The sequence below is a fragment of the Pseudomonas chlororaphis genome, from assembly GCA_001023535.1.
In the GTDB taxonomy this organism is placed as follows: domain Bacteria; phylum Pseudomonadota; class Gammaproteobacteria; order Pseudomonadales; family Pseudomonadaceae; genus Aquipseudomonas; species Aquipseudomonas chlororaphis_E.
Genome location: CP011020.1, coordinates 2,683,958 through 2,704,324, shown reverse-complemented (window position 1 = coordinate 2,704,324; position 20,367 = coordinate 2,683,958). Strand labels below are relative to the sequence as shown.

Annotated in this window: 18 protein-coding genes; 8 read left to right on the top strand and 10 right to left on the bottom strand. The window is 64.1% G+C overall.

Annotation, left to right across the window (positions count from 1 at the left end):
• The first annotated feature begins 81 nt into the window (after window positions 1-81).
• Both VM99_11910 and ispD read left to right on the top strand, forming a co-directional pair.
• Window positions 82-360, top strand: coding sequence for a cell division protein FtsB (locus tag VM99_11910; protein ID AKJ98731.1), 279 nt, complete (start codon window positions 82-84; stop codon window positions 358-360).
• Window positions 357-1,064, top strand: coding sequence for a 2-C-methyl-D-erythritol 4-phosphate cytidylyltransferase (gene ispD / locus VM99_11905; protein AKJ98730.1), 708 nt, complete (start codon window positions 357-359; stop codon window positions 1,062-1,064). The genes VM99_11910 and ispD overlap by 4 nt, the downstream gene beginning before the upstream one ends.
• An 874-nt stretch (window positions 1,065-1,938) precedes the next feature.
• Here the strand turns inward: ispD and VM99_11900 are convergent.
• The 3 genes from VM99_11900 to VM99_11890 form a co-directional block, all read right to left on the bottom strand.
• Complete coding sequence (locus VM99_11900; protein AKJ98729.1) at window positions 1,939-3,273, bottom strand: C4-dicarboxylate ABC transporter; 1,335 nt, start codon at window positions 3,271-3,273, stop codon at window positions 1,939-1,941.
• On the bottom strand, window positions 3,266-5,032 hold the full coding sequence (locus VM99_11895) for a cytochrome C biogenesis protein CcmE (protein ID AKJ98728.1): 1,767 nt from the start codon (window positions 5,030-5,032) through the stop codon (window positions 3,266-3,268). The genes VM99_11900 and VM99_11895 overlap by 8 nt, the downstream gene beginning before the upstream one ends.
• Before the next feature lie 250 nt (window positions 5,033-5,282).
• Window positions 5,283-6,806, bottom strand: coding sequence for a fumarate hydratase (locus VM99_11890; GenBank protein ID AKJ98727.1), 1,524 nt, complete (start codon window positions 6,804-6,806; stop codon window positions 5,283-5,285).
• On the opposite strand from VM99_11890, the gene VM99_11885 reads away from it, so the two are divergent.
• The 4 genes from VM99_11885 to VM99_11870 all read left to right on the top strand — a co-directional run bounded on the left by VM99_11885 (window position 6,805) and on the right by VM99_11870 (window position 10,022).
• Window positions 6,805-7,020: a hypothetical protein gene (locus tag VM99_11885; protein ID AKJ98726.1), complete on the top strand. Its 216-nt coding sequence runs from the start codon at window positions 6,805-6,807 to the stop codon at window positions 7,018-7,020. The two genes, VM99_11890 and VM99_11885, sit on opposite strands and share 2 nt — an antisense overlap.
• 189 nt (window positions 7,021-7,209) lie before the next feature.
• On the top strand, window positions 7,210-8,316 hold the full coding sequence (locus tag VM99_11880) for a DeoR faimly transcriptional regulator (GenBank protein AKK01738.1): 1,107 nt from the start codon (window positions 7,210-7,212) through the stop codon (window positions 8,314-8,316).
• A complete protein-coding gene (locus VM99_11875; GenBank protein AKJ98725.1) occupies window positions 8,309-9,244 on the top strand; it encodes a hypothetical protein in 936 nt (311 codons plus the stop codon). The genes VM99_11880 and VM99_11875 overlap by 8 nt, the downstream gene beginning before the upstream one ends.
• A gap of 28 nt (window positions 9,245-9,272) precedes the next feature.
• Window positions 9,273-10,022 (top strand): enoyl-CoA hydratase, encoded by a 750-nt coding sequence (locus VM99_11870; protein AKJ98724.1) that lies wholly within the window; start codon window positions 9,273-9,275, stop codon window positions 10,020-10,022.
• A 185-nt stretch (window positions 10,023-10,207) separates the two neighbouring features.
• Here the strand turns inward: VM99_11870 and VM99_11865 are convergent, their stop codons facing one another.
• Window positions 10,208-11,659, bottom strand: a complete 1,452-nt coding sequence (locus VM99_11865) for a pyruvate kinase (protein ID AKJ98723.1) — start codon at window positions 11,657-11,659, stop codon at window positions 10,208-10,210.
• Between the two features lie 269 nt (window positions 11,660-11,928).
• On the opposite strand from VM99_11865, the gene VM99_11860 reads away from it, so the two are divergent.
• Window positions 11,929-12,300, top strand: a complete 372-nt coding sequence (locus VM99_11860; protein AKJ98722.1) for a lipoprotein — start codon at window positions 11,929-11,931, stop codon at window positions 12,298-12,300.
• Window positions 12,301-12,590: 290 nt separating this feature from the next.
• Window positions 12,591-12,950, top strand: coding sequence for a pilus assembly protein PilZ (locus VM99_11855; GenBank protein AKJ98721.1), 360 nt, complete (start codon window positions 12,591-12,593; stop codon window positions 12,948-12,950).
• Between the two features lie 516 nt (window positions 12,951-13,466).
• On the opposite strand, the gene VM99_11850 is transcribed toward VM99_11855, so the two are convergent.
• The 6 genes from VM99_11850 to VM99_11825 all read right to left on the bottom strand — a co-directional run bounded on the left by VM99_11850 (window position 13,467) and on the right by VM99_11825 (window position 20,356).
• The gene (locus VM99_11850; GenBank protein AKJ98720.1) at window positions 13,467-14,798 is read right to left on the bottom strand and encodes a membrane protein; all 1,332 of its coding nucleotides are present in this window, start codon (window positions 14,796-14,798) and stop codon (window positions 13,467-13,469) included.
• A gap of 175 nt (window positions 14,799-14,973) precedes the next feature.
• Window positions 14,974-15,978, bottom strand: a complete 1,005-nt coding sequence (locus VM99_11845; protein ID AKJ98719.1) for an ATPase AAA — start codon at window positions 15,976-15,978, stop codon at window positions 14,974-14,976.
• A complete protein-coding gene (locus VM99_11840) occupies window positions 15,975-17,138 on the bottom strand; it encodes a hypothetical protein (protein AKJ98718.1) in 1,164 nt (387 codons plus the stop codon). Before VM99_11840 ends, VM99_11845 begins: the two co-directional genes overlap by 4 nt.
• Entirely contained in the window at window positions 17,135-18,673 is a 1,539-nt protein-coding gene (locus VM99_11835) for a membrane protein (GenBank protein ID AKJ98717.1), read from the bottom strand. The genes VM99_11840 and VM99_11835 overlap by 4 nt, the downstream gene beginning before the upstream one ends.
• Window positions 18,660-19,634, bottom strand: coding sequence for a membrane protein (locus VM99_11830; GenBank protein AKK01737.1), 975 nt, complete (start codon window positions 19,632-19,634; stop codon window positions 18,660-18,662). The genes VM99_11835 and VM99_11830 overlap by 14 nt, the downstream gene beginning before the upstream one ends.
• Window positions 19,631-20,356 carry a membrane protein gene (locus tag VM99_11825; GenBank protein ID AKJ98716.1) on the bottom strand — a complete coding sequence of 242 codons (726 nt, stop codon included), beginning with the start codon at window positions 20,354-20,356 and terminating at the stop codon, window positions 19,631-19,633. The genes VM99_11830 and VM99_11825 overlap by 4 nt, the downstream gene beginning before the upstream one ends.
• Window positions 20,357-20,367: the final 11 nt, after the last annotated feature.

Here is a 20,367-nt window from a genome sequence, read left to right as displayed (position 1 = left end):
GCCTGGGTTTTCCAGGCTTCGTGCTATCAGACGCTGCAAAGTTTGGCATGGCGGTCTTTTTTCACTGGATACTGATATTCGATGCGCAGTCCCAATTGGTTGTTTCTTGTCTTGCTCCTGTTGCTGGCCGGCTTGCAGTACCGCCTCTGGGTGGGTAATGGCAGCCTGGCGCAAGTGGCCGACCTGACTCAGCAGATTGCCGACCAGCATGCCGAAAACGAGGCGTTGCTGGAGCGTAATCGGGTAATGGACGCCGAAGTCACAGAGTTGAAAAAAGGCATGGAGACCGTCGAAGAGCGGGCTCGCCATGAATTGGGCATGGTCAAGGAGGGTGAAACCCTCTACCAGTTGGCCCAATGAGTATTCGTTTGCCGGCCTTCTGGGCCGTGATTCCTGCCGCGGGCGTGGGTGCCCGGATGGCCGCGGACCGACCCAAGCAGTACCTGCAACTGGGTGGACGCACAATTCTTGAACACAGCCTTGGCTGTTTCCTCGATCACCCCACCGTCAAGGGCGTGGTGGTGAGCATTGCCCATGATGATCCCTACTGGCCGAGCCTGGCTTGCGCCAGCGATCCGCGCATCCAGCGCGTGGACGGCGGCGAGCAGCGTGCGGACTCCGTGCTCAATGCCTTGTTGCATCTGCACGGGCAGGGCGCCGACGATCATGACTGGGTGCTGGTGCACGATGCGGCGCGGCCCAACCTGTCCCGCGATGACCTGGACACCTTGCTCGGCGAGTTGGTGAACGATCCGGTCGGGGGCCTGCTGGCGGTTCCGGCCCGGGACACCTTAAAGCGCGTCGACAAACACGGCCGCGTAGTGGAAACCGTGGATCGCAGCGTGATCTGGCAAGCCTACACGCCCCAGATGTTTCGCCTCGGCGCGCTGCACCGGGCCCTTGCCGACAGCCTGGTGGCGGATGCGCTCATTACCGATGAAGCTTCGGCCATGGAGTGGGCGGGGCAGGCGCCTCGCTTGATCGAGGGGCGTTCCGACAACATCAAGATCACCCGCCCTGAAGACCTGGAGTGGCTGCGCCAGCGTTGGGTGCATCGCCGTTAGTACCGTATAAGGACGTCACCGCTCCGTGGCGAGGGAGCTTGCTCCCGCTGGGCTGCGTAGCAGCCCTAAAAGGTTGGGACCGCTGCGCGTTCCAGCGGGAGCAAGCTCCCTCGCCACGATAAGTGATGAACCTCAAGTGAACGGTATTACGCCAGTACCGGGGATGTTCTGTTCCAGTTAACCCGCTTCGCGAGCAAGCTCGCTCCCACAGGAAGCTGTGTACACAGTCCAATGTGGGAGATCACCCGCCCTGAAGACCTGGAGTGGCTGCGCCAGCGTTGGGCGCATCGCCGCTAGTCCCGTATAAGGACGTCACCGCTCCGTGGCGAGGGAGCTTGCTCCCGCTGGGCTGCGTAGCAGCCCCAAGAGCTTGGGACCGCTGCGCGCTCCAGCGGGAGCAAGCTCCCTCGCCACGACAAGTGATGAACCTCAAGTGAACAGCATCACGCCAGTACCGGGGATGTTCTGTTCCAGTTAACCCGCTTCGCGAGCAAGCTCGCTCCCCCAGGAAGCTGTGTACACAGTCCAATGTGGGAGATCACCCGCCCTGAAGACCTGGAGTGGCTGCGCCAGCGTTGGGCGCATCGCCGCTAGTACCGTATAAGGACGTCACCGCTCCGTGGCGAGGGAGCTTGCTCCCGCTGGGCTGCGTAGCAGCCCTAAAAGGTTGGGACCGCTGCGCGTTCCAGCGGGAGCAAGCTCCCTCGCCACGATAAGTGATGAACCTCAAGTGAACGGTATTACGCCAGTACCGGGGATGTTCTGTTCCAGTTAACCCGCTTCGCGAGCAAGCTCGCTCCCACAGGAAGCTGTGTACACAGTCCAATGTGGGCGCGAGCTTGCTCGCGAAGGCGTCGGCCCGGTCGACCTGCCATCAGTTGTCCTGCAAAAACATTTCCCGGTTCAACCCATGGCGCTGCAGCTTTTCATTGAAGGTGCGGCGCGGCAGTTGCAACTCTTCGAGCACCGCTTTCACGTCGCCCTTGTGCCGTGTCAGGGCGGCGCGCAGGCATTGGGCTTCGAAGGCCTCCTGCTGGGCGGCCAGTGACTGCCCGGGCTCGCTGTCCAGGGTGTGCGGCTGGTCCAGCCCCAGTACCTGGCGTTCGGCGACGTTGGCCAGTTCACGCACGTTGCCCGGCCAGGCATGGCTGAGCAGGTGATTCAACTGCGGGCCGCTCAGGGGCGCGGCGGTGCGGCCCAGGCGCTCGGCGGCGCTGTGGGTGAAGTGTTCGAACAGCAGCGGGATGTCCTCGCGCCGTTCCCGTAGCGGTGGCAAGCGCAGCTCGGCGATGTTCAGGCGATAGGCAAGGTCTTCGCGAAAGCGCCCGGCCCGGGCCTCATCCAACAGGTCGGGCTTGGTCGCGGCGATGATCCGCAGGTCGACGTGGATGCTCTGGTTCGAGCCCAGCCGTTCGAGCTTCTGTTCCTGCAGCACCCGCAGCAGCTTGACCTGCTGGGCCAGGGGCATGCTCTCGATTTCATCGAGGAACAACGTGCCGCCGTGAGCGTATTCGAGCTTGCCGATACGCTTGCCCTGGGCGCCGGTGAACGCGCCGCTTTCATGGCCGAACAGCTCCGCCTCGAACAACGGTTCGGGAATGGCCGCGCAATTCAGTGCGACAAAAGGCTTGCTCGCCCTCGGGCCGAAGTCGTGCAGGCAACGGGCGACCAATTCCTTGCCGCTGCCGGTTTCGCCGCGGATCAGGACGTTGACCGGCAACGCGGCCAAGTCCAGCACCTGGCGGCGCAGGTTCTGCAAGGCGCGGGACACGCCCAGCAGCGTCCCGTCGAGGCGGGCCCTGGCGTCGGCCTGTTCGTGCAGGCGACGGTTCTCCAGGACCAGGGTGCGCTTGTCCAGGGCCCGGCGCAGGCTGCCGAGCAGGGCTTCGGGGCTGAAGGGCTTTTCCAGGAAGTCGTAGGCGCCGTCGCGCATGGCTTCCACGGCCATCGGCACGTCACCGTGGCCGGTCAACAGGATCACTGGCAGGTCCGGGTCGCGGCGGCGCACTTCGGCCAGCAGTTCCAGGCCGCTGAGGCCGGGCATGCGCACATCGCTGAGGATCACCCCGGGGTAGTGCTCCGGCAATTGCGCCAGGCAGTCTTCGGCGCGACTGAACAACTGCACCTGGAACCCCGACAGGCTCAACCATTGCTCGACGGCACTGCGGATGCTGCCTTCGTCATCCACGACCATGACTGAATCAAGCATGCAACTGCGCCTCCTGGTCGATGGGCAAGGTCACGCAGAATACCGCGCCGTGTTCATGGTTGTCCGCTGTCAGGCGCCCACCCGACTCATGAATGATCGCAAACGACACCGCCAGCCCCAGCCCCAGGCCGTCGCCCACTGCCTTGGTGGTGAAGAACGGGTCGAACACCTGGGCCAGGTGCTCCTCGGCGATCCCGCAGCCGCTGTCGCTCACGCACAGGCGCCACAGTTGTTCATCGGCCTCCAGGCGTACTTCCAGGCGCTTGAGGGGCTGCCCGGCCATGGCGTCGAGGGCGTTGCGCAGAAGGTTGATCAATACCTGTTCGAGGCGGATCGCATCGCCACGCACCCATGCCGGACGCGTCAGGTGCAGCACGGTGCTGACCTGTTCGTCCCGTAGACGGGTGTCCAGCAATTGCAGGGCCTGGTCCACCACCGCCGCCAGGTCGAGCCGTTCGCGCAGGCCGCTGGGGCTCTTGCGGGCGAAGGTTTTCAGGTGGCCGGTGAGGGCGGCCATGCGGGTCAGCATGTCGTCCACCGGCTTGAGGGCCTTATAGGCATCGTCGACCCGGCCATGGTCCAGCAGCAGGCGCAACGTGGCCAGTTGCATGCGCTGGGCGGTCAGTGGCTGGTTGATCTCGTGGGCCAGGGCCGCGGACATCTGCCCCAGGGCCGCCAGCTTGGCCGATTGCACCAGGCCGTCCTGGGCCGTGCGCAGGTCTCGGGTACGGACTTCCACCAGCCGCTCAAGCTCTTCGCGACTGCGCTGGCGAAGTTTGGCCAGGCGCCAGCGCTGGTTGAGAAACAGCAGCAGGAACACCAGCGCCAGCCATGATCCGGCGGCGGCAAGCCCGGCGTTGCGCAGGTCCTCGAAGGCGATCTGCGGGTGGCGCAGCAGGTGCAGCGTCCAGCCTTCGGCGCTCAACGGCAGGGACTCCCAAAGGTAGTCGGCAGTGCCGTTGGGGGCGGCGACACGGGCCAGATGGCTGTTGTCGTCAAAGCGTCGTAGCGATTCGATGGCCAACGGTTGCAGCGGTTGCTTGTCGTACTGGCGGGTAGTCTTGAGTTCGGCGCGGTCGCTGTCGGTCAACGGCTGCAAGTGGCGATAGCGCCAGCCCGGCCGATTGGCGATGAACACGATACCCCGGGCATCACTGACCAGCAGGGTGTCGCTGCCCTGGCGCCATTCGCGTTCAAGCTCTGGAAACTCCAGTTTCACCACCATGGCGCCGAGGAATTCGCCGTGGTCGCCGGTCACCGCGCTGGAGAGGAAATAGCCCGGTATGCCGCTGGTGACGCCCACCGCATAAAAGCGCCCGGTGCCCTGGGTGCGGGTCTGGATGAAGTAGGGCCGGAACCCGTAGTTGTGTCCGACATAGCTGCTGGGCAGTTGCCAGTTGCTGGCCGCGACGGCCAGGCCGTTATGGTCGAGCAACTCCAAGGTGGACGATTGGGCGGCACCGTTGATCTGCTCCAGCTTGCGATTCAAGGCGTCCTGCTGCGCGCCCTCGACCGGCCCCTTGAGGGCCGAGCGCAACTCGGGGTCCAGCGCCAGCACGGCGGGCAGGGCGCGGTAGCGTTCGATCAGGGTGTGCAGGGAGTTGGCGTACAGCGCCAATTGCTGGCTCGCTCGGTGAGCGTCCTCTTCCAGGGCGGCACGCTCGGCGTGGCGCATGGCGAGGGTGGCGGCGACTGCCGCGCCGGCAAGGATCAGCAAGGTGTACAGCGACAGGCGCAAGGTGCGGGTGGTTGGCAACATGCTGGCGTGAACAGATTGAAAGTCGGGCGGGCACCATAGCATGGCTTGAACACCGTTTTCGCAGACAACCAAAAACCCTTGTGGGAGTGGGCTTGCTCGCGAAGGCGGTGTAGCGGTTAACCACGATGTCCACTGATGCACCGCCTTCGCGAGCAAGCCCGCTCCCACAGGGTTCAAGGCGGTATCCGGGTACGAAAAAGGCCGGTGGGCATTGAGCTCACCGGCCTTTTTCAGCGCATCGAAGGGCGTGTTACTGCACTTCTACCGCCAGGCTGTCGCTGATTTTCTTTTGCCAGATGGCCGGGCCGGTGATGTGCACCGACTCACCCTGGCTGTCCACGGCGACCGTCACCGGCATGTCCTTGACCTCGAACTCGTAGATCGCTTCCATGCCCAGCTCGGCGAACGCCAGGACCTTGGATTTGCGGATCGCCTGGGCCACCAGGTAAGCGGCGCCGCCGACGGCCATCAGGTACACGGCCTTGTTGTCCTTGATCGCTTCGATGGCGGTCGGACCGCGCTCGGATTTGCCGATCATGCCCAGCAGGCCGGTCTGTTCGAGGATCTGGCGGGTGAACTTGTCCATCCGCGTGGCGGTGGTCGGGCCTGCCGGGCCCACGACTTCGTCACCCACCGGGTCGACCGGGCCGACGTAGTAGATGAAGCGGCCCTTGAGGTCCACCGGCAAGGTTTCACCTTTGTTCAGCATCTCGACCATGCGCTTGTGCGCCGCGTCGCGACCGGTGAGCATCTTGCCGTTGAGCAGCACGGTTTCGCCCGGCTTCCAGCTCTGCACTTCTTCCGGGGTCAGGGTATCGAGGTTAACGCGGCGAGCCGAAGGGCCGGCTTCCCAGACGATTTCCGGGTAGGCGTCCAGCGGTGGCGCTTCCAGCTCCGCCGGGCCCGAGCCGTCGAGCACGAAGTGGGCGTGACGGGTGGCGGCGCAGTTGGGGATCATGCACACCGGCAGGGAGGCGGCGTGGGTCGGGTAGTCCATGATCTTCACGTCGAGCACGGTGGTCAGGCCACCCAGGCCCTGGGCGCCGATGCCCAGCTGGTTGACCTTCTCGAACAGCTCCAGGCGCATTTCTTCGATGCGATTCTGCGGGCCGCGCGCCTTCAGCTCGTGGATGTCGATGGATTCCATCAACACTTCCTTGGCCATGACGGCGGCTTTCTCGGCGGTACCGCCGATGCCGATGCCCAGCATGCCCGGCGGGCACCAGCCGGCACCCATGGTCGGAACGGTCTTGAGTACCCAGTCGACGATGGAGTCGGACGGGTTGAGCATGGCCATCTTGGACTTGTTCTCGGAGCCGCCGCCCTTGGCCGCCACGTCCACTTCCACGGTGTTGCCCGGGACGATGGAGTAGTGGATGACCGCTGGCGTGTTGTCCTTGGTGTTCTTGCGGGCGCCTGCCGGGTCGGCGAGGATCGATGCGCGCAGGACGTTTTCCGGCAGGTTGTAGGCGCGACGTACGCCCTCGTTGATCATGTCGTCCAGGCTCATGGTCGCGCCATCCCAACGCACGTCCATGCCCACGCGCACGAACACGGTCACGATGCCGGTGTCCTGGCAGATCGGCCGGTGGCCGGTGGCGCACATGCGCGAGTTGATCAGGATCTGCGCCATGGAGTCACGGGCCGCCGGCGATTCTTCGCGCAGGTAGGCCTCGTGCATCGCCTGGATGAAGTCCACGGGGTGGTAGTAGGAAATGAATTGCAGGGCGTCGGCAACGCTCTGAATCAGGTCGTCTTGCTTGATCACGGTCATGAGTCGCGCTCCTCTAAAAGACGGGAACATTCTATGGGGCAGCTTCAAGCTTGGAGCTTCAAGCGGCAAGTTGAAGCAATACGCACAGCTTGCAGCTTGCCGCTTGGGGCTCGAAGCTTTCGTCGGGCATGCTGGCGCGACGCTAAAAAGGCGCGGCAGTATATCGCAGGCAGGCACCCTGTGGGGGAGCTTGCTCGCGATAGCGACGGATTGAACAGGTGTGTGGGAGAAAACCTGTGGCGAGGGGGCAGCAAACAAATGCGTCAATCTAGGCCATTGCTTTGACGCCATTTTTCTGCTCCAGAATTGAATGGTCATTTGGCCTGCACGCCACTAAAGTGGCGTCTGGCCTGTAGCGTAGGACGCCTCCTGTCAGTTTCTCTTTCCCATGGTGAGTCAACGATTGACCCATAACGCCATCCAACGTCTTTTGCTGAAACGCTTCGCTCTGGCGGCTGCGACTTACGCGCTGGCACTGGTGTTGTTGTGGCTGGCATTTTTCAGTGGTCACTACCTCGATTCGTTGCGCGGTGTCGTCATCGGCAGCTTGCTCGTGGTGGTGTGCCAGGCAGGGTTGTTCGCGTTGTTCATCACCGGTCGCAACCTGCGCTTCGCGGACCCCAGCCTGACCGAAATACAAGTGTTGATCGGCCTCGGCTGGCAGACCTGGATGATGGCGCACCTGGACCAGGCCCGAGGCGTGTTCCTGGTGTTCTACGTGCTCATCCTGCTGTTCGGCCTGTTCCACCTGACACGCCGGGTCTTCGTGCGCTGCGCGATGCTGGTGTTCTTCAGCTTTACCGGCATTACCCTCTGGGATGGCTATTTCTTCCGGCTCCCCGACCCCACGCTGGCCGGGTTGCAGGTGTGCGTGCTGTTCATGGTGCTGGTGTGGCTGGTGTTCTACGCGCGCTACGTCCAGACCTCGCGCCAGCGCATGCGCCAGCGACGGTTTGCCTTGCAGGCGCACCAGGACACGTTGCGCGGCATGATGCGCCAGCTCGAAGACCTGGTGGCCACCGATGAGCTCACCGGGTTGTTCAACCGCCGGCATTTCCTGCGCCTGGCGTCCCGCGAGCTCAACACCCTGCGGCCCGGCGTTGCCCATGGCCTGGCGTTGATCGACCTCGACCATTTCAAGCGCATCAACGATCTGCACGGCCACGCCGCCGGCGACCAGGTGCTCCAAGCGTTCGCCAGTGTCGCCACGGCCTGCCTGCGCGAAGGCGATGTGCTGGCCCGTTACGGCGGCGAGGAGTTCGTCATGCTCCTGCCTGCCTGCGACCCGTCGCGTCTGACGGCCTGCTGCGAGCGATTGCGCCTGGCGTTCACCGAGGTCGAGTTGGTCGGGCTGCAGGTCGGGGCGCTGAGCTTGTCGGCGGGCATGACGATGCTGGAAATGGGCGATGACCTGGACAACGCGTTGCAACGCGCCGACCAGGCCCTGTACCGTGCCAAGCGAGACGGCCGCAATCGTTGCGCTGCCGCTTGGGAGAGCGTCGATGCCTGAACTGACAGTCGCTGGCCGGCAATGGACGGTGGCGGTGGGCAGTAACCTGTTGGACGCATTGAATGCGTCCGGTGTGGCGGTGCCCTACAGTTGCCGGGCGGGCAGTTGCCATGCGTGCCTGGTGCAATGCCTGAGCGGCGATGTGCGTGACAGCCGGCCCGATGCCCTGAGCCCGACCCAGCGTGATCAGGGCTGGCGGCTGGCCTGTCAGTGCCAGGTGGTCGAGGATGTGCAGGTCCACACCTTCGACCCGCAACGCGACGGTCGCGCGGCTCAGGTAGCGGCGGTGGATTGGCTGGGCGCCGATGTGTTGCGCCTGCGGATCACCCCCGAGCGACCACTGCGCTACCGTGCCGGCCAGCACCTGGTGCTGTGGGCCGGCGAGGTGGCACGGCCGTATTCCCTGGCGAGCCTGCCGGAGGAAGACCGTTTCCTGGAGTTTCACCTTGATTGTCGCGAGCCCGGCCAGTTTGTCGATGCGGCTCGACAGTTGAAGGTCGGTGACCCGATCCGCCTCGGCGAACTGCGTGGCGGCGCCCTGCACTATGACCCCGACTGGACCGACAAGCCGCTCTGGTTGCTCGCCGCCGGCACCGGGCTGGCGCCGCTGTTCGGCCTGCTTCGCGAAGCCTTGCGCCAGCATCACCAGGGCGCCATCCGCCTTATTCACGTGGCTCATGATGAAGCCGGGCACTATTTGGCCAAACCCTTGGCCGCACTGGCGTCCAAGCATGCAAACCTGGACGTGGAGCTTCTGACCGCGACCGAGGCGCCATCCGTGTTGACGCAACTGCGGCTTGTTTCCCGGCAAACCCAAGCCTTACTCTGCGGCCATCCCGACCGGGTCGAGGCCTTTGCCAAGCGCCTGTACCTGGCCGGCCTGCCGCGCAATCAACTGCTGGCCGACGTCTTCCTGCCCCGTGGTTGAGCGCTGATTTCCAGACGCGAGACCGACCATGAGCGAAACCCTGTTACTTGACCGCGAGCGCGGCTTGCTGACGATGCGGCTGAACCGTGCGGACAAGAAAAACGCCCTGACCCGGGCCATGTACAGTCAATTGGCCCAGGCCCTGGCGACGGCCGACGCCGACCCGAAGATTCGCGCGGTCCTGCTGACCGGTTCCAGCGACTGCTTCACCGCCGGTAACGACATCGTCGACTTCCTCGAACAGCCGCCGGACGATCTCGATAACCCGGTGTTCCAGTTCATGCTCGCCCTGCTGGAGTGCCGCAAGCCGGTGATTGCCGCCGTCGCTGGGCCGGCGGTCGGCATCGGCACCACGCTGTTGCTGCATTGCGACCTGGTCTACGTCAGCCGGGATGCGCGGCTGCGGATGCCGTTCGTCAACCTGGGGCTGTGTCCGGAGTTCGGCTCCAGCCTGATCCTGCCGCGATTGCTGGGCCAGGCCAGGGCGGCGCAATTGTTGTTGCTGGGCGAGGGCTTCAGTGGTGAACAGGCGGTCGCCTGGGGCCTGGCCACCGAGGCGTTGGACACGGGGGACGCGGCCTTGGCCAAGGCGCGTGAGGTGGGGCTGAGGTTCGAGTCGCTGCCGCCTGAAGCCGTGCGCATCAGCAAGCAGTTGATGAAGGCACCGGGTCGCGAATCGTTGCGCCGGGCGATCGAGGAGGAGGGTGCCTTGTTCATCCAGCGACTGCGCTCGCCGGAAGCGATGGCGGCGTTGTCGGGGTTTATCGAGCGGCGTTGAGCTCTCCGGCGCCTGGGTCGACGCCTTCGCGAGCAAGCTCGCTCCCACAAAAGCCTGCGTATGCATAACCTTTGTGGGAGCGAGCTTGCTCGCGAAAACGCCAGTGGGAGCGACATATTTCCAAGGCCGAAAACCAAAAAGCCCCGCCATTCACATGGCAGGGCTTTTGTTTTTCAGCCGGTCACTCAGACCATCGGGTCGCCAACATGGAGGATTTTCATCCCGTTGGTGCCGCCGATGGTGTGGTAGCTGTCGCCTTTGGTCAGGATCACCCAATCGCCGGTCTGCACCACGCCGCGCTTGACCAGTTCATCCACCGCCGCCTGGCTGACTTCGCCCGGTTGCAGGGCGGCCGGGTCGAAGGGCACGGTGTAGACGCCACGGAACATGGCGGCACGGGCCTGGGTTTCGCGATGGGGGGAGAACGCGTAGATCGGCACCGAGGAACGGATGCGCGACATGATCAGCGGGGTGTAGCCACTTTCGGTCAGGGCGATGATCGCCTTCACGCCCGGGAAGTGGTTGGCGGTGTACATCGTCGCCAGGGCGATGCTCTCGTCACACCGCTCGAAGGTCTTGCCGATGCGGTGGCTGGAGGTCTTGCTGGTCGGGTGCTTCTCGGCGCCCAGGCAGATACGGGCCATGGCCTGCACCGCTTCGAGCGGGTAGAGGCCGGCGGCGCTTTCGGCCGAGAGCATCACGGCGTCCGTGTAGTCGAGCACGGCGTTGGCTACGTCGGAGACTTCGGCGCGGGTCGGCATCGGGTTCTGGATCATCGACTCCATCATCTGGGTCGCCACGATCACCGCTTTGTTGTGGCGGCGTGCGTGCAGGATGATTTTCTTCTGGATGCCCACCAGCTCGGCGTCACCGATTTCCACGCCGAGGTCGCCACGGGCCACCATCACGGCGTCGGATGCCTTGATCAGGCCGTCGAGGGTGTCGTCGTCGGCCACGGCTTCGGCGCGTTCGATCTTCGCCACCAGCCAGGCGGTGCCACCGGCCTCGTCGCGCAGTTGACGGGCATATTCCATGTCGGCAGCGTCACGAGGGAAGGACACGGCGAGGTAGTCGACTTCCATTTCCGCGGCCAGCTTGATGTCGGCCTTGTCTTTTTCGGTCAGGGCCGGCGCCGTCAGGCCACCGCCGCGACGGTTGATGCCTTTATGGTCCGACAGCGGGCCGCCGATGATCACGGTGCAGACCAGTTCGGTGGCCGTGGCGGTATCGACGCGCATCACCACGCGACCGTCGTCGAGCAGCAGCTCGTCGCCCACGCCGCAGTCCTTGACCAGGTCCGGGTAGTCGATACCCACCACCTGCTGGTTGCCTTCGGTCAGCGGATGGCTGGTGGAGAAGGTGAAGGTGTCACCGATCTTCAGCTCGATGCGCTTGTTGGCGAATTTGGCGATACGGATCTTGGGGCCTTGCAGGTCACCCAGCAGGGCAACGAAGCGGCCGTGCTTGGCGGCGAGGTCGCGCACCAGCTTGGCACGAGCCTTGTGCTCGTCGGGGGTGCCGTGGGAAAAGTTCAGGCGGGCGACGTCCAGGCCAGCCAGAATCAGCTGTTCGAGAACTTCCGGCGAGTGACTGGCCGGGCCAAGGGTAGCGACGATTTTGGTGCGACGGACGGACATGCAAGACTCCTCAGGTTCAAGCGCCAGCGAAGGCTACTATGCTCTTTGGGTGTAGTCATTGTTCATATGCACTACTTATTCGTTTCTTTTTCGAAATGAACATTCCTGAAAATTTTTGCGCCTGTTAAGCACGAAGGCCGAACATTGCTGTTGTGGCGAGGGAGCAAGCTCCCTCGCCACGGGATTTGCATTTACCTAAGGTAGACGTTTTGAGGCTGAAGATTTTCTTGCCCAGGTCGATAAAGAACTCAAGACAGGAGAACCTCCCCATGCGATTCGTGCTTTTTATTGCCCTGGCCCTGAGTATCACGGGCTGCACCCGTTGGTCGATGAACCATCACATGAACCTGGCCTACAAGGCCTATGACCGTGGCAATTGCGAGCAGGTGATGCTCGAGCTGTCCCAGGTCGACCGCGCCAGCCGTGCCCGCCGCTACATGCAGCCGGAAGTCTCGATGCTGCGTGGCCAGTGCCTGGAGCGCCAGAAGCTGTTCATCGATGCGGCGCAAACGTATCAGTTCATCATTGCGCAGTACCCTTACAGCGAATATGCATTCCGCGCCCGCGCCCGTCTTGAAACCTTGCAGAGCCTGGGGCATTACCCGACGCGCAGTGCCGCGGCGATCCGTCCTGCGTCCTGATTCCTGCCCCTGGCGCATGGCCGGCGAAATTCCCGGCCACTTGCGCGTTGTCGTGTTGTCCTACATTAAACATGGCGTGTGTACTGGCTGCGTCGGAACCTTCAGCTATAGTTGTACAAGTCGCATTAGAGCTAACCCTCTAAAACAAGGGGCACCTGTGACCGGCAATAACTAGGCTTAGGCGCTGGCGAGCGTCTGGCACCGGGATCGGGGAGAGCGAGCAGGTCCTTTGGCTCGTTCCGAAGTATCGGTAGCCCCTGCGCGGGGTCGTCCAAAAAGCGATACAAGACATGTACAAAAAGAGGCGTATCGAACGGCAACAGCTGCCGTACTTCCTGAAAGTGTTTAACGGCGTCAATGACAAGCCCCTCGGATTCCTGGGTAATGTCTCTCAGGATGGCCTGATGTTGATCAGCCATCTGCCGTTGATGGTGGGGGCCGACTTTGACTTGCTCCTCAAGCTGCCGGCCGATGAGGGGCCGTCGCTGAACATTAAGTTGAAAGCCACCTGCCTGTGGTGCCACGAAGACGTGACGCCGCAACACTTCGACGCCGGCTTCAGCCTGCATTGGGCGCCGCCGGAGTACAGCCAACTGGTCAATGCGTTGCGCCAGTATTTCAGTTTCCACACGTTGCCAGCGTCGGCCTGATCCATACCTGAGCCAACGAGGGAATCGTCATGGGTTTAGCGGTCACAGGCGACCCCTTGTGGGAGCAGGCTTGTTCGCGAAGGCGGTGGGGCAACTGCACATGTATTGCCTGGCACGCCGCCTTCGCGAGCAAGCCCGCTCCCACAGGTCCTTCATCGTTCTCCAGTTTTGCAAGTCAGCGCTGGACCTTCGCGTGGTGGGCTGCCAGACACTCGCGACTAAACGAGTTGTGGCGGCTGAACGCAGGTTAGTCGACCGGTGGAAAAGCGAAAGCCCGGCGCGCCCGAGGGCGCCCTGCGAACAGACACCATCAAGTGCGGGGATAGGGGGACCCGACTGGATGAAGCCTGTGCGCATCACCTTTACCACCGGGCGACTAAACCCGATCGCTGGAAATCAGCGACGCGAATCAAGTTACGGGGCAAGGCCAAGGCGCACAAGTCGGCGGATTCTGGCGGGTCTGTAGTCCGTTGCGCACGGCGCAGTAGTCGCCCGGACCTTTCTTACAGATCCGGTCTAAGCGGTTCCGGCCTTCTTCCAGGCCAGGTACTGGGTCACCAGTTGCGCGCCCAGCTCACTGGGGCGGGCGTCCAGCGTGGGAATGGCGTGGGCGCTCAACTGCTGGTGCAATTGGGCCCGCGCATTCAAATAATCCACCGTGCCGCAATAGGCCAGGGCTTCGGGCAGGGTCTGCACCGGCGCCTGACGCAATCGGTCGAGGGCTTCTTCACGCAGGCTGGCCACCAGGACCCGATGCTGTTGGCCCAGCCGTTTCACCGCGGCCAGCAGTTCTTCGTCGTCTTCATCGCGCAGGTTGGTCACCAGCACCACCAGCGCCCGGCGCTTTTGCCGGGCCAGCAGTTGAGTGACGGCTGCCTGGTAGTCGGCGGGACGCTGGCTGCTGTCGAGGTCGTACACGGCGTTGAGCAGGACATTGAGCTGGCCGCTGCCCTTGACCGGGGCGAGGTAGCGAGCCTGGTCGCTGGCGAAGGTGCTCAGGCCCACGGCGTCGCCCTGGCGCAGCGCGGTGTAGCTGAGCAGCAGGCAGGCGTTGAGCGCGTGATCGAAATGCGACAGTTCGCCGTCCTGGCTGCGCATGCGGCGGCCGCAATCGAGCATGAAGATGATCTGCTGGTCGCGCTCGTCCTCATACTCCCGGGCAATCGGCGTGCGATGGCGGGCGGTGGCTTTCCAGTCGATCTGCCGCAGGCTGTCGCCTTCGCGAAATTCCCGCAGTTGATGGAATTCCTGGCCCTGGCCCCGCCGCTGGCGTTGGCGTATGCCGAGCTGGCTGAGCCAGTTGTCTACCGCCAGTAACTGGCCGTCGTAGAGTCGGGCGAAATCGGGGTAGACGCGGGTGGCGTCGAGGGCGTCCAGCAGGCGCCGGTCAGACCACAGATCCAGTGGGCTCGGCAGGCTGACCTCGCAGTGTTCGAAGCTGAAATGGCCGCGCTTGAGCGGGCGCAGGCGGTAGCCGATCTGACTGCGTTGGCCGGGTTGAAGCTCGACCGACAGCGGCAGGTTGTCGAAATCCAGGCCGTCCGGTACGTGGTCGAAAAGCTGAATCTGCAAGGGCTGGGCAAAATCATGGGTAATGTCCAACCGGACTTCACCCCAGCGTCCCAGCGCCAGACTGCCCGGCATCTGCCGTTGCACCCGCGGCGAGGGCAAGCGCTTGAGGCGCACGGCGTCGATCAGCGCCAGGGCCAACAGGGCCAGCATCAAGCCCCAGTCGATCGACAGCAGCGTCGCCGGCAGCGCCACGCCCAATGCCCGCAATGCACCCAGCAGGATGCTCACGGCCAGCAGGACGGCGAGCCAGGTCAGCAGCAGGCGGGAGGGTTTCATCGGAACGTTTCCTGCGAAAGAAATGCAGAGCGAGCTTTTGTGGCGAGGGGATTTATCCCCGCTGGCCGCGAAGCGGCCCTTTGCGGTGTATCAGTCGGAATCCGGGGGCCGCTTCGCAGCCCAACGGGGATAAATCCCCTCGCCACAAAGGTGTTCCTGATCATGTTGGTGTGACTCACAACCGCGGCGCCGGCACTTGGTCCAGCAGTTGCCCGAGCACCTGGTCCACCGAGAGCCCTTCGATGTCCAGCTCCGGTGCCAGCCGTACCCGATGACGCAACACGGCCAGGGCGCAGCCCTTGATGTCGTCCGGCACCACGAATTCGCCCCCACGCAACAATGCTCGGGCCCGGGCACAGCGCACCAGCGCGATCGAGGCGCGAGGTCCGGCACCAAGGGTCAGGCCCGGCCAACTGCGGGTGGTGCGGGCCAGGCGCACGGCGTAGTCGAGCACCTGATCGTCCATCGGCAGGTCGCTGGCGATACGTTGCAGCACCTGCACGTCCTTGGCCTGCAACACCGTGCGCAGCGGCTGCACGTCGAGCATGTCGGCACGGGTCGAGCGGCTGACCTGGCGAACCATGTCCAACTCCCGCTCCGCGTCGGGGTAGTCCATCCGCACCTTGAGCATGAAGCGGTCGAGCTCGGCTTCCGGCAGCGGGTAGGTGCCTTCCTGTTCGATGGGGTTCTGGGTGGCGAGCACCATGAACGGCTGGGCGATGGGCAGGGCGCGGCCTTCGAGGGTGACCTGGCGTTCCTGCATGGCTTCGAGCAGCGCGGCCTGGGTCTTGGCCGGCGCGCGGTTGATCTCGTCGGCCAGCAGCAGGTTGGTGAACACCGGCCCCTTGCGCAGCTTGAATTGCTCGGTCTGCAAGTCGTACACCGCATGACCGGTGACATCGCTGGGCATCAGGTCGGGGGTGAACTGGATGCGCGCGAACTCGCCACCGAAACAGCGGGCCAGCGCACGCACCAGCAAGGTCTTGCCAAGGCCCGGAACACCTTCGAGCAGGACATGACCGCCGGCGATCAACGCCGTGAGCACATCGTCGATCACCGCCGCCTGGCCGACCACCGCCTTGTGCAGTTCGGTGCGGATGGCCTGGGCCAACTGACTGGCGCGCTGGCGCTGTTGGACGGCGTGGGCCTGGCCGTCGACAGGTTCGTTCTGTTCAGTCATAGGGCATTCCTGAGGGTTTGCAAATGGGCGACCTGACGGCAGAACTCCGCGTTGGACAGGCGCTGTTTCGGCCGCGGGCTCAAGGCTTGGCTGATGGCTCGCGTGGGCTGGCGGGTCAAGCGGGCGAGCACCTGCCATTGGTCGGCAACCGCCAGTTGTTCGAAGCCCGGATGAAGATGCCTGGCGCGGCGCAACACATCCTGCTGCAAGGCCTGCAGCAAGTACTGCCGGCCATTGTGGCGCATGTGGAAGCCGGCGCTGGCCTGCAAGTGCTCTTCCAGCTGACGCCGGGCCTTGGACGCCGGCGGCTGGATCGGGCCCAGGCGTACCGCCGAGCGCCAGAGCCACAGCGCAACCAGTGCGAGCAGTGCCACCAGCGCCTGGGGGAAATAGCGCAGCAGCAAGGTCAGCAGGCTGTCGTGGTCCGTGTTGAACAGCAGCGTGACATCGGTGTCGGCAGTCAGATACCAGAGCAGCCAGGCGTTGTCGTACTGCTCGATCTGATCGTTCTTCCACAACTCGGCGTCGGTGATCACCGTGATCGAACCCAGGCCATGGTTCAGTTGCATCATGTGGGTGGACTGTGCGCTGTTCGCCCAGGCCTGGGCCAGGTTGTGCGGGTCTTCGAGGTGGAAGTCGGTGTCGAAGCCGACATACGCCGGGGCCTCTTCGTCCTCCAGGTACAGCTTGGTCAGCTCGGGATAGCGGTCTTTGATGAGTTCGGGTGGCGCTTGCTTGAGGTCCTTGCTCAAGGACTGGCGCAGGCGCACGCGGTCCAGCAGCAGATCGCCGCTGCTGCCGGTGCTGTCATCCCAAAGGGCCTCGGCGACAAACAACAGGCGGCCACCGGCCCGGGTCCAGTTCAGCAGTTGCTCGACCTGGCGGGGTGTCATGTTGGTGCGTTCGCCCAGCAACAGCAGGCTGTTCTGGCGCGGTTCCAGGGCCGGTAGCCCATCCAGGTTGTTGGCGTGCGCGACGTTGATGCCTTGCTGGCGCAAGAACTGTTCGGCGGCCAGGTAGGGGTTGGCCTGGGCTTCAGGGGACGGGCCGTGATCGACGGTTTCCTGGTACGGCACGGCCTTGGCGCTGAGGTAACTCACCAGCGCCGCGAGCAGCGCGGCCACCAGGGCCAGGGTCAGCCAAGCGGCGCGCCGGCTCATGGGGTGGCTCCCGGGCCGAACAGCCCACGCCAGTCGTCACACAGTTGCTGTTGCAGGTCGGGCGGCGGTGCCCGGTGCCCATAGGCGATGTTCTGCCAATGCAGGGTCAGGCGTTTGCTGAACCCCAGCAGGCGTTCATTTTCGAGCTGTTCGACCCGGTGCAGCACCTGGCCTTCGGTGTCGGCGGCTTTCAAGGGCACCTTGAAGTCATGGTGCAAGCGGCTGAGCAGCGCCCGGTAGAGCAGGCCCAGCGCTTCCCGGGGATGGGCCGACCACAGTTGCTCGGCGCTGGCCGCGACATCCACCGGCAAGCTTTCTTCGCGGATATCCAGGCCGAACATCTGCGTCGGAGCCGGTCGGTCCAGGTGGGGCTGTTTGGCCGGGCGGCGAACCATCAACAGGTTGAGTCGTTCCCGATAGCGCCAGACCAGCCAGACGATCGCGCTCGCCAGGCAGGCCCAGAGCAGGATTTGGATCAGCCCGGCGGCGAGGTCGAAACGCTGGCCGGCCATCCATTTGAACAACCCTTTGAGCCAGTCCGGATTGGCCTCGGCCTCGGGCGATTGGCTTTTCTCTTCGCCAAAGCGATAGCGGGTGATCGTTTCCGGGTTCTTGAACGGCGGTGCTTGCAGGATCGTCTTGATGCTGTCCCTGGAGGCTTCGCTAGTGAGGGGCTGGTTGAGCAGGCGTGGGCGCTCGGGAGCGTTGCTGTCTTCGTCGGCCCAGGCCGCAGGGGGCATGGGCGCGAGCGTCAAGGCCAGCAACAGCAGCAATGGCGCGACGCCGAGCAGGCGCTGGCGCAGGCGTCGGAACACCAGTTCGATGTCCCAGGCCTCGAGGATCGTGCGCCGGTTCAGGTAGAGGCTGAAGCCGCAGGCGACATAGATCGGCTCCCAGACGATCAGCAGCAGGGGATAAAGAACGTTGACCAGGTGCTCGAACCACAACCAGTCCTGTTCGGTCGCGGTTATCAGCTTCTGCCAGTCCCATTCCAGTTCGACCTGTTGCGGCACGAACAGATAGAACAGGACCATCAGGCCGAACCACAGGGCGGTCTCCAAATGCACGCCGATGACGGTCAACCATTGCGCGGCGCCGCCATTGCGTTGCAACAACACCCGCAAGCGCTGCTCCCGGGCCTCGCCGGCCAGGCCCTCCAATTGCACCACGGGCATCAGGAAGCTGCGGCTCAGGCTCAGCCGACGCCAGGTCAGGCTTGCCAGCAACTGTGGCTTGAGCAGCGCTGGCCATTGGCGCAAGGCCTGGCGCAATGTCGGGGTTTCGCCAAACAGCGCCTTGGACAGAATGTACAACGGCAGGCGGTCGAAGGCCGGCTTCAGCCACCAGAACAGGAACATCACCAGGTTTGGTGACTTCCACAACAACAGCGTCAGCAACGCATACACGGGCAGGGTGCTGATGGCCCAACTGGTCATCAGCAGCCGTCGATGCTGCTGGCTCATCAGCACGCCCAGGTCCATGGCTTCCCAGGTGGTGCGGGGGCGGATCACGACGGTGGCGTCACTCAGGCGCATGGCGGGCTCGTCCGGCAAGCGACAGGTAGCTGATCACCAGCAGCCACAGCAGTGCGCCGACCGTGTACTTGGTGGCGGGCGTCACGGCGCTGGAAGACCAATAGGCCTCGATGAACGCGGCGATGAGCAGGAACAGGATGACCCCGGCAATGATCTGCACGCTCTTGCCGGCGGCGAGCCGCAGCGCCTCGCCCCGGGTGAGGCGGCCCGGGGCGATCAACGCCCAGCCCAATTGCAGGCCGGCGGCGCCTGCCAGGGCGATGGCGGTCAGTTCGAACGCGCCGTGGCCGATCACGAAGGGCCAGAACGTCCCGCCGGAACCGATCTCGGTCAGGTGACCGGCGATTGCGCCGATGGTCAGTCCGTTGAAAAACAGGAAGAACGCGCTGCCCAAGCCAAACATCAAGCCACTGGCGAACGTCTGAAAGGCGATGCCGATGTTATGCATGATGTAGTAGCCGAACATGATCCAATCTTCGCTGGAGGCGCGCTCGACGGAGCGTCCCAGGTGTCCGGCGGCCGGATCGTACATGCCGCGCACCTGGCTGACTTCCTCGGCGCCCAGGATGCTGTAGACCAGGTCGGGAAACAGGTACACCAGCAGCCCGATGCCGATCAGGCTGCCGAGGAACATTACGCTCGCCGCCAGCACGAAGCGCCATTGCGCGCGGACCAGTCGCGGGAAACCGGCCAGGATAAAGTCCGAAAGGCTCGCCGACGGTCGGCTGCGGTCCCGGTAGAGTTGCTGGTGGCCGCGCAACGCCAGTTGTTGCAGGGTATCCACCAACAAGCTGCTGTAGCCCCGGGCCTGGGCCAGCGCCAAATGATGGCAGAGCCGTCGGTAGGCGGGCGGGAAGTCGCTGTCCTGGGGCACGCGGCGGTTGCGTTCCAGTTGGTCGAGCTGCCGGGACAGGCGGTCCCATTCCTCTTGGTGACGGCTTTCGAAAAGACTTTGCTTCATGTAGGCCCCAGCAGGCCACGGGCAATGCCGTTGAGTTCGGCCACGGCCCGTGGCGGCTGGACATTCAAGGGCTCGGCCAGGATAGCGGCCAGCTCGCTGACCCGTGCCTGGGACAGTTCGGCCTGGCGTTCGGCGAAACCGAGCACGGTACGTTGCTCATCGACACTCAGGGCAAAAGGCGGGCGGATCGGCGTTGCCATGGGCAGCGCCGGGCGCTTGACCGGTTGCTCGCGATACACCACCAGCGTGCCGGCCGCCAGGTCGCCCAGGCGTTTGAAGGTCGGATGCTGCAGGCAACTGATCGCGCCGAAGGTATAGCCGAAGGGCAGCATGTCGACAAAGCGCAGCAGGTTGCGGATCAGCGACGCCGACCAGCCGATGGGCCGGCCGTCGTCCTGCACCACGCGCAGGCCCATGATCTGTTTGCCGGGGGAGCGGCCCTGGTGCAGCACTTCGAACAGCACCATGTACCACCAACTGATGACGAACAGCAGGATGGAGCCCAAGCCAATCCCCAGCTCACCGAAGAACGCCAGGATGATGAACAGCAGGCCCAGCACCAGGCCGCGTATCGCCAGGTCGATGGCAAACGCCAGTGAACGGGGCATCAACCCCGCCGGGCGCAATGGCAGGTCGATGCCTTCGGGCGTCTCGACCTGATACCGCGTGTCCAATGGCGGTGGCAGCGTCGCGGTCCTTTGCAGTGCTGGTGTCTCGAGCATGGGCAACCTGA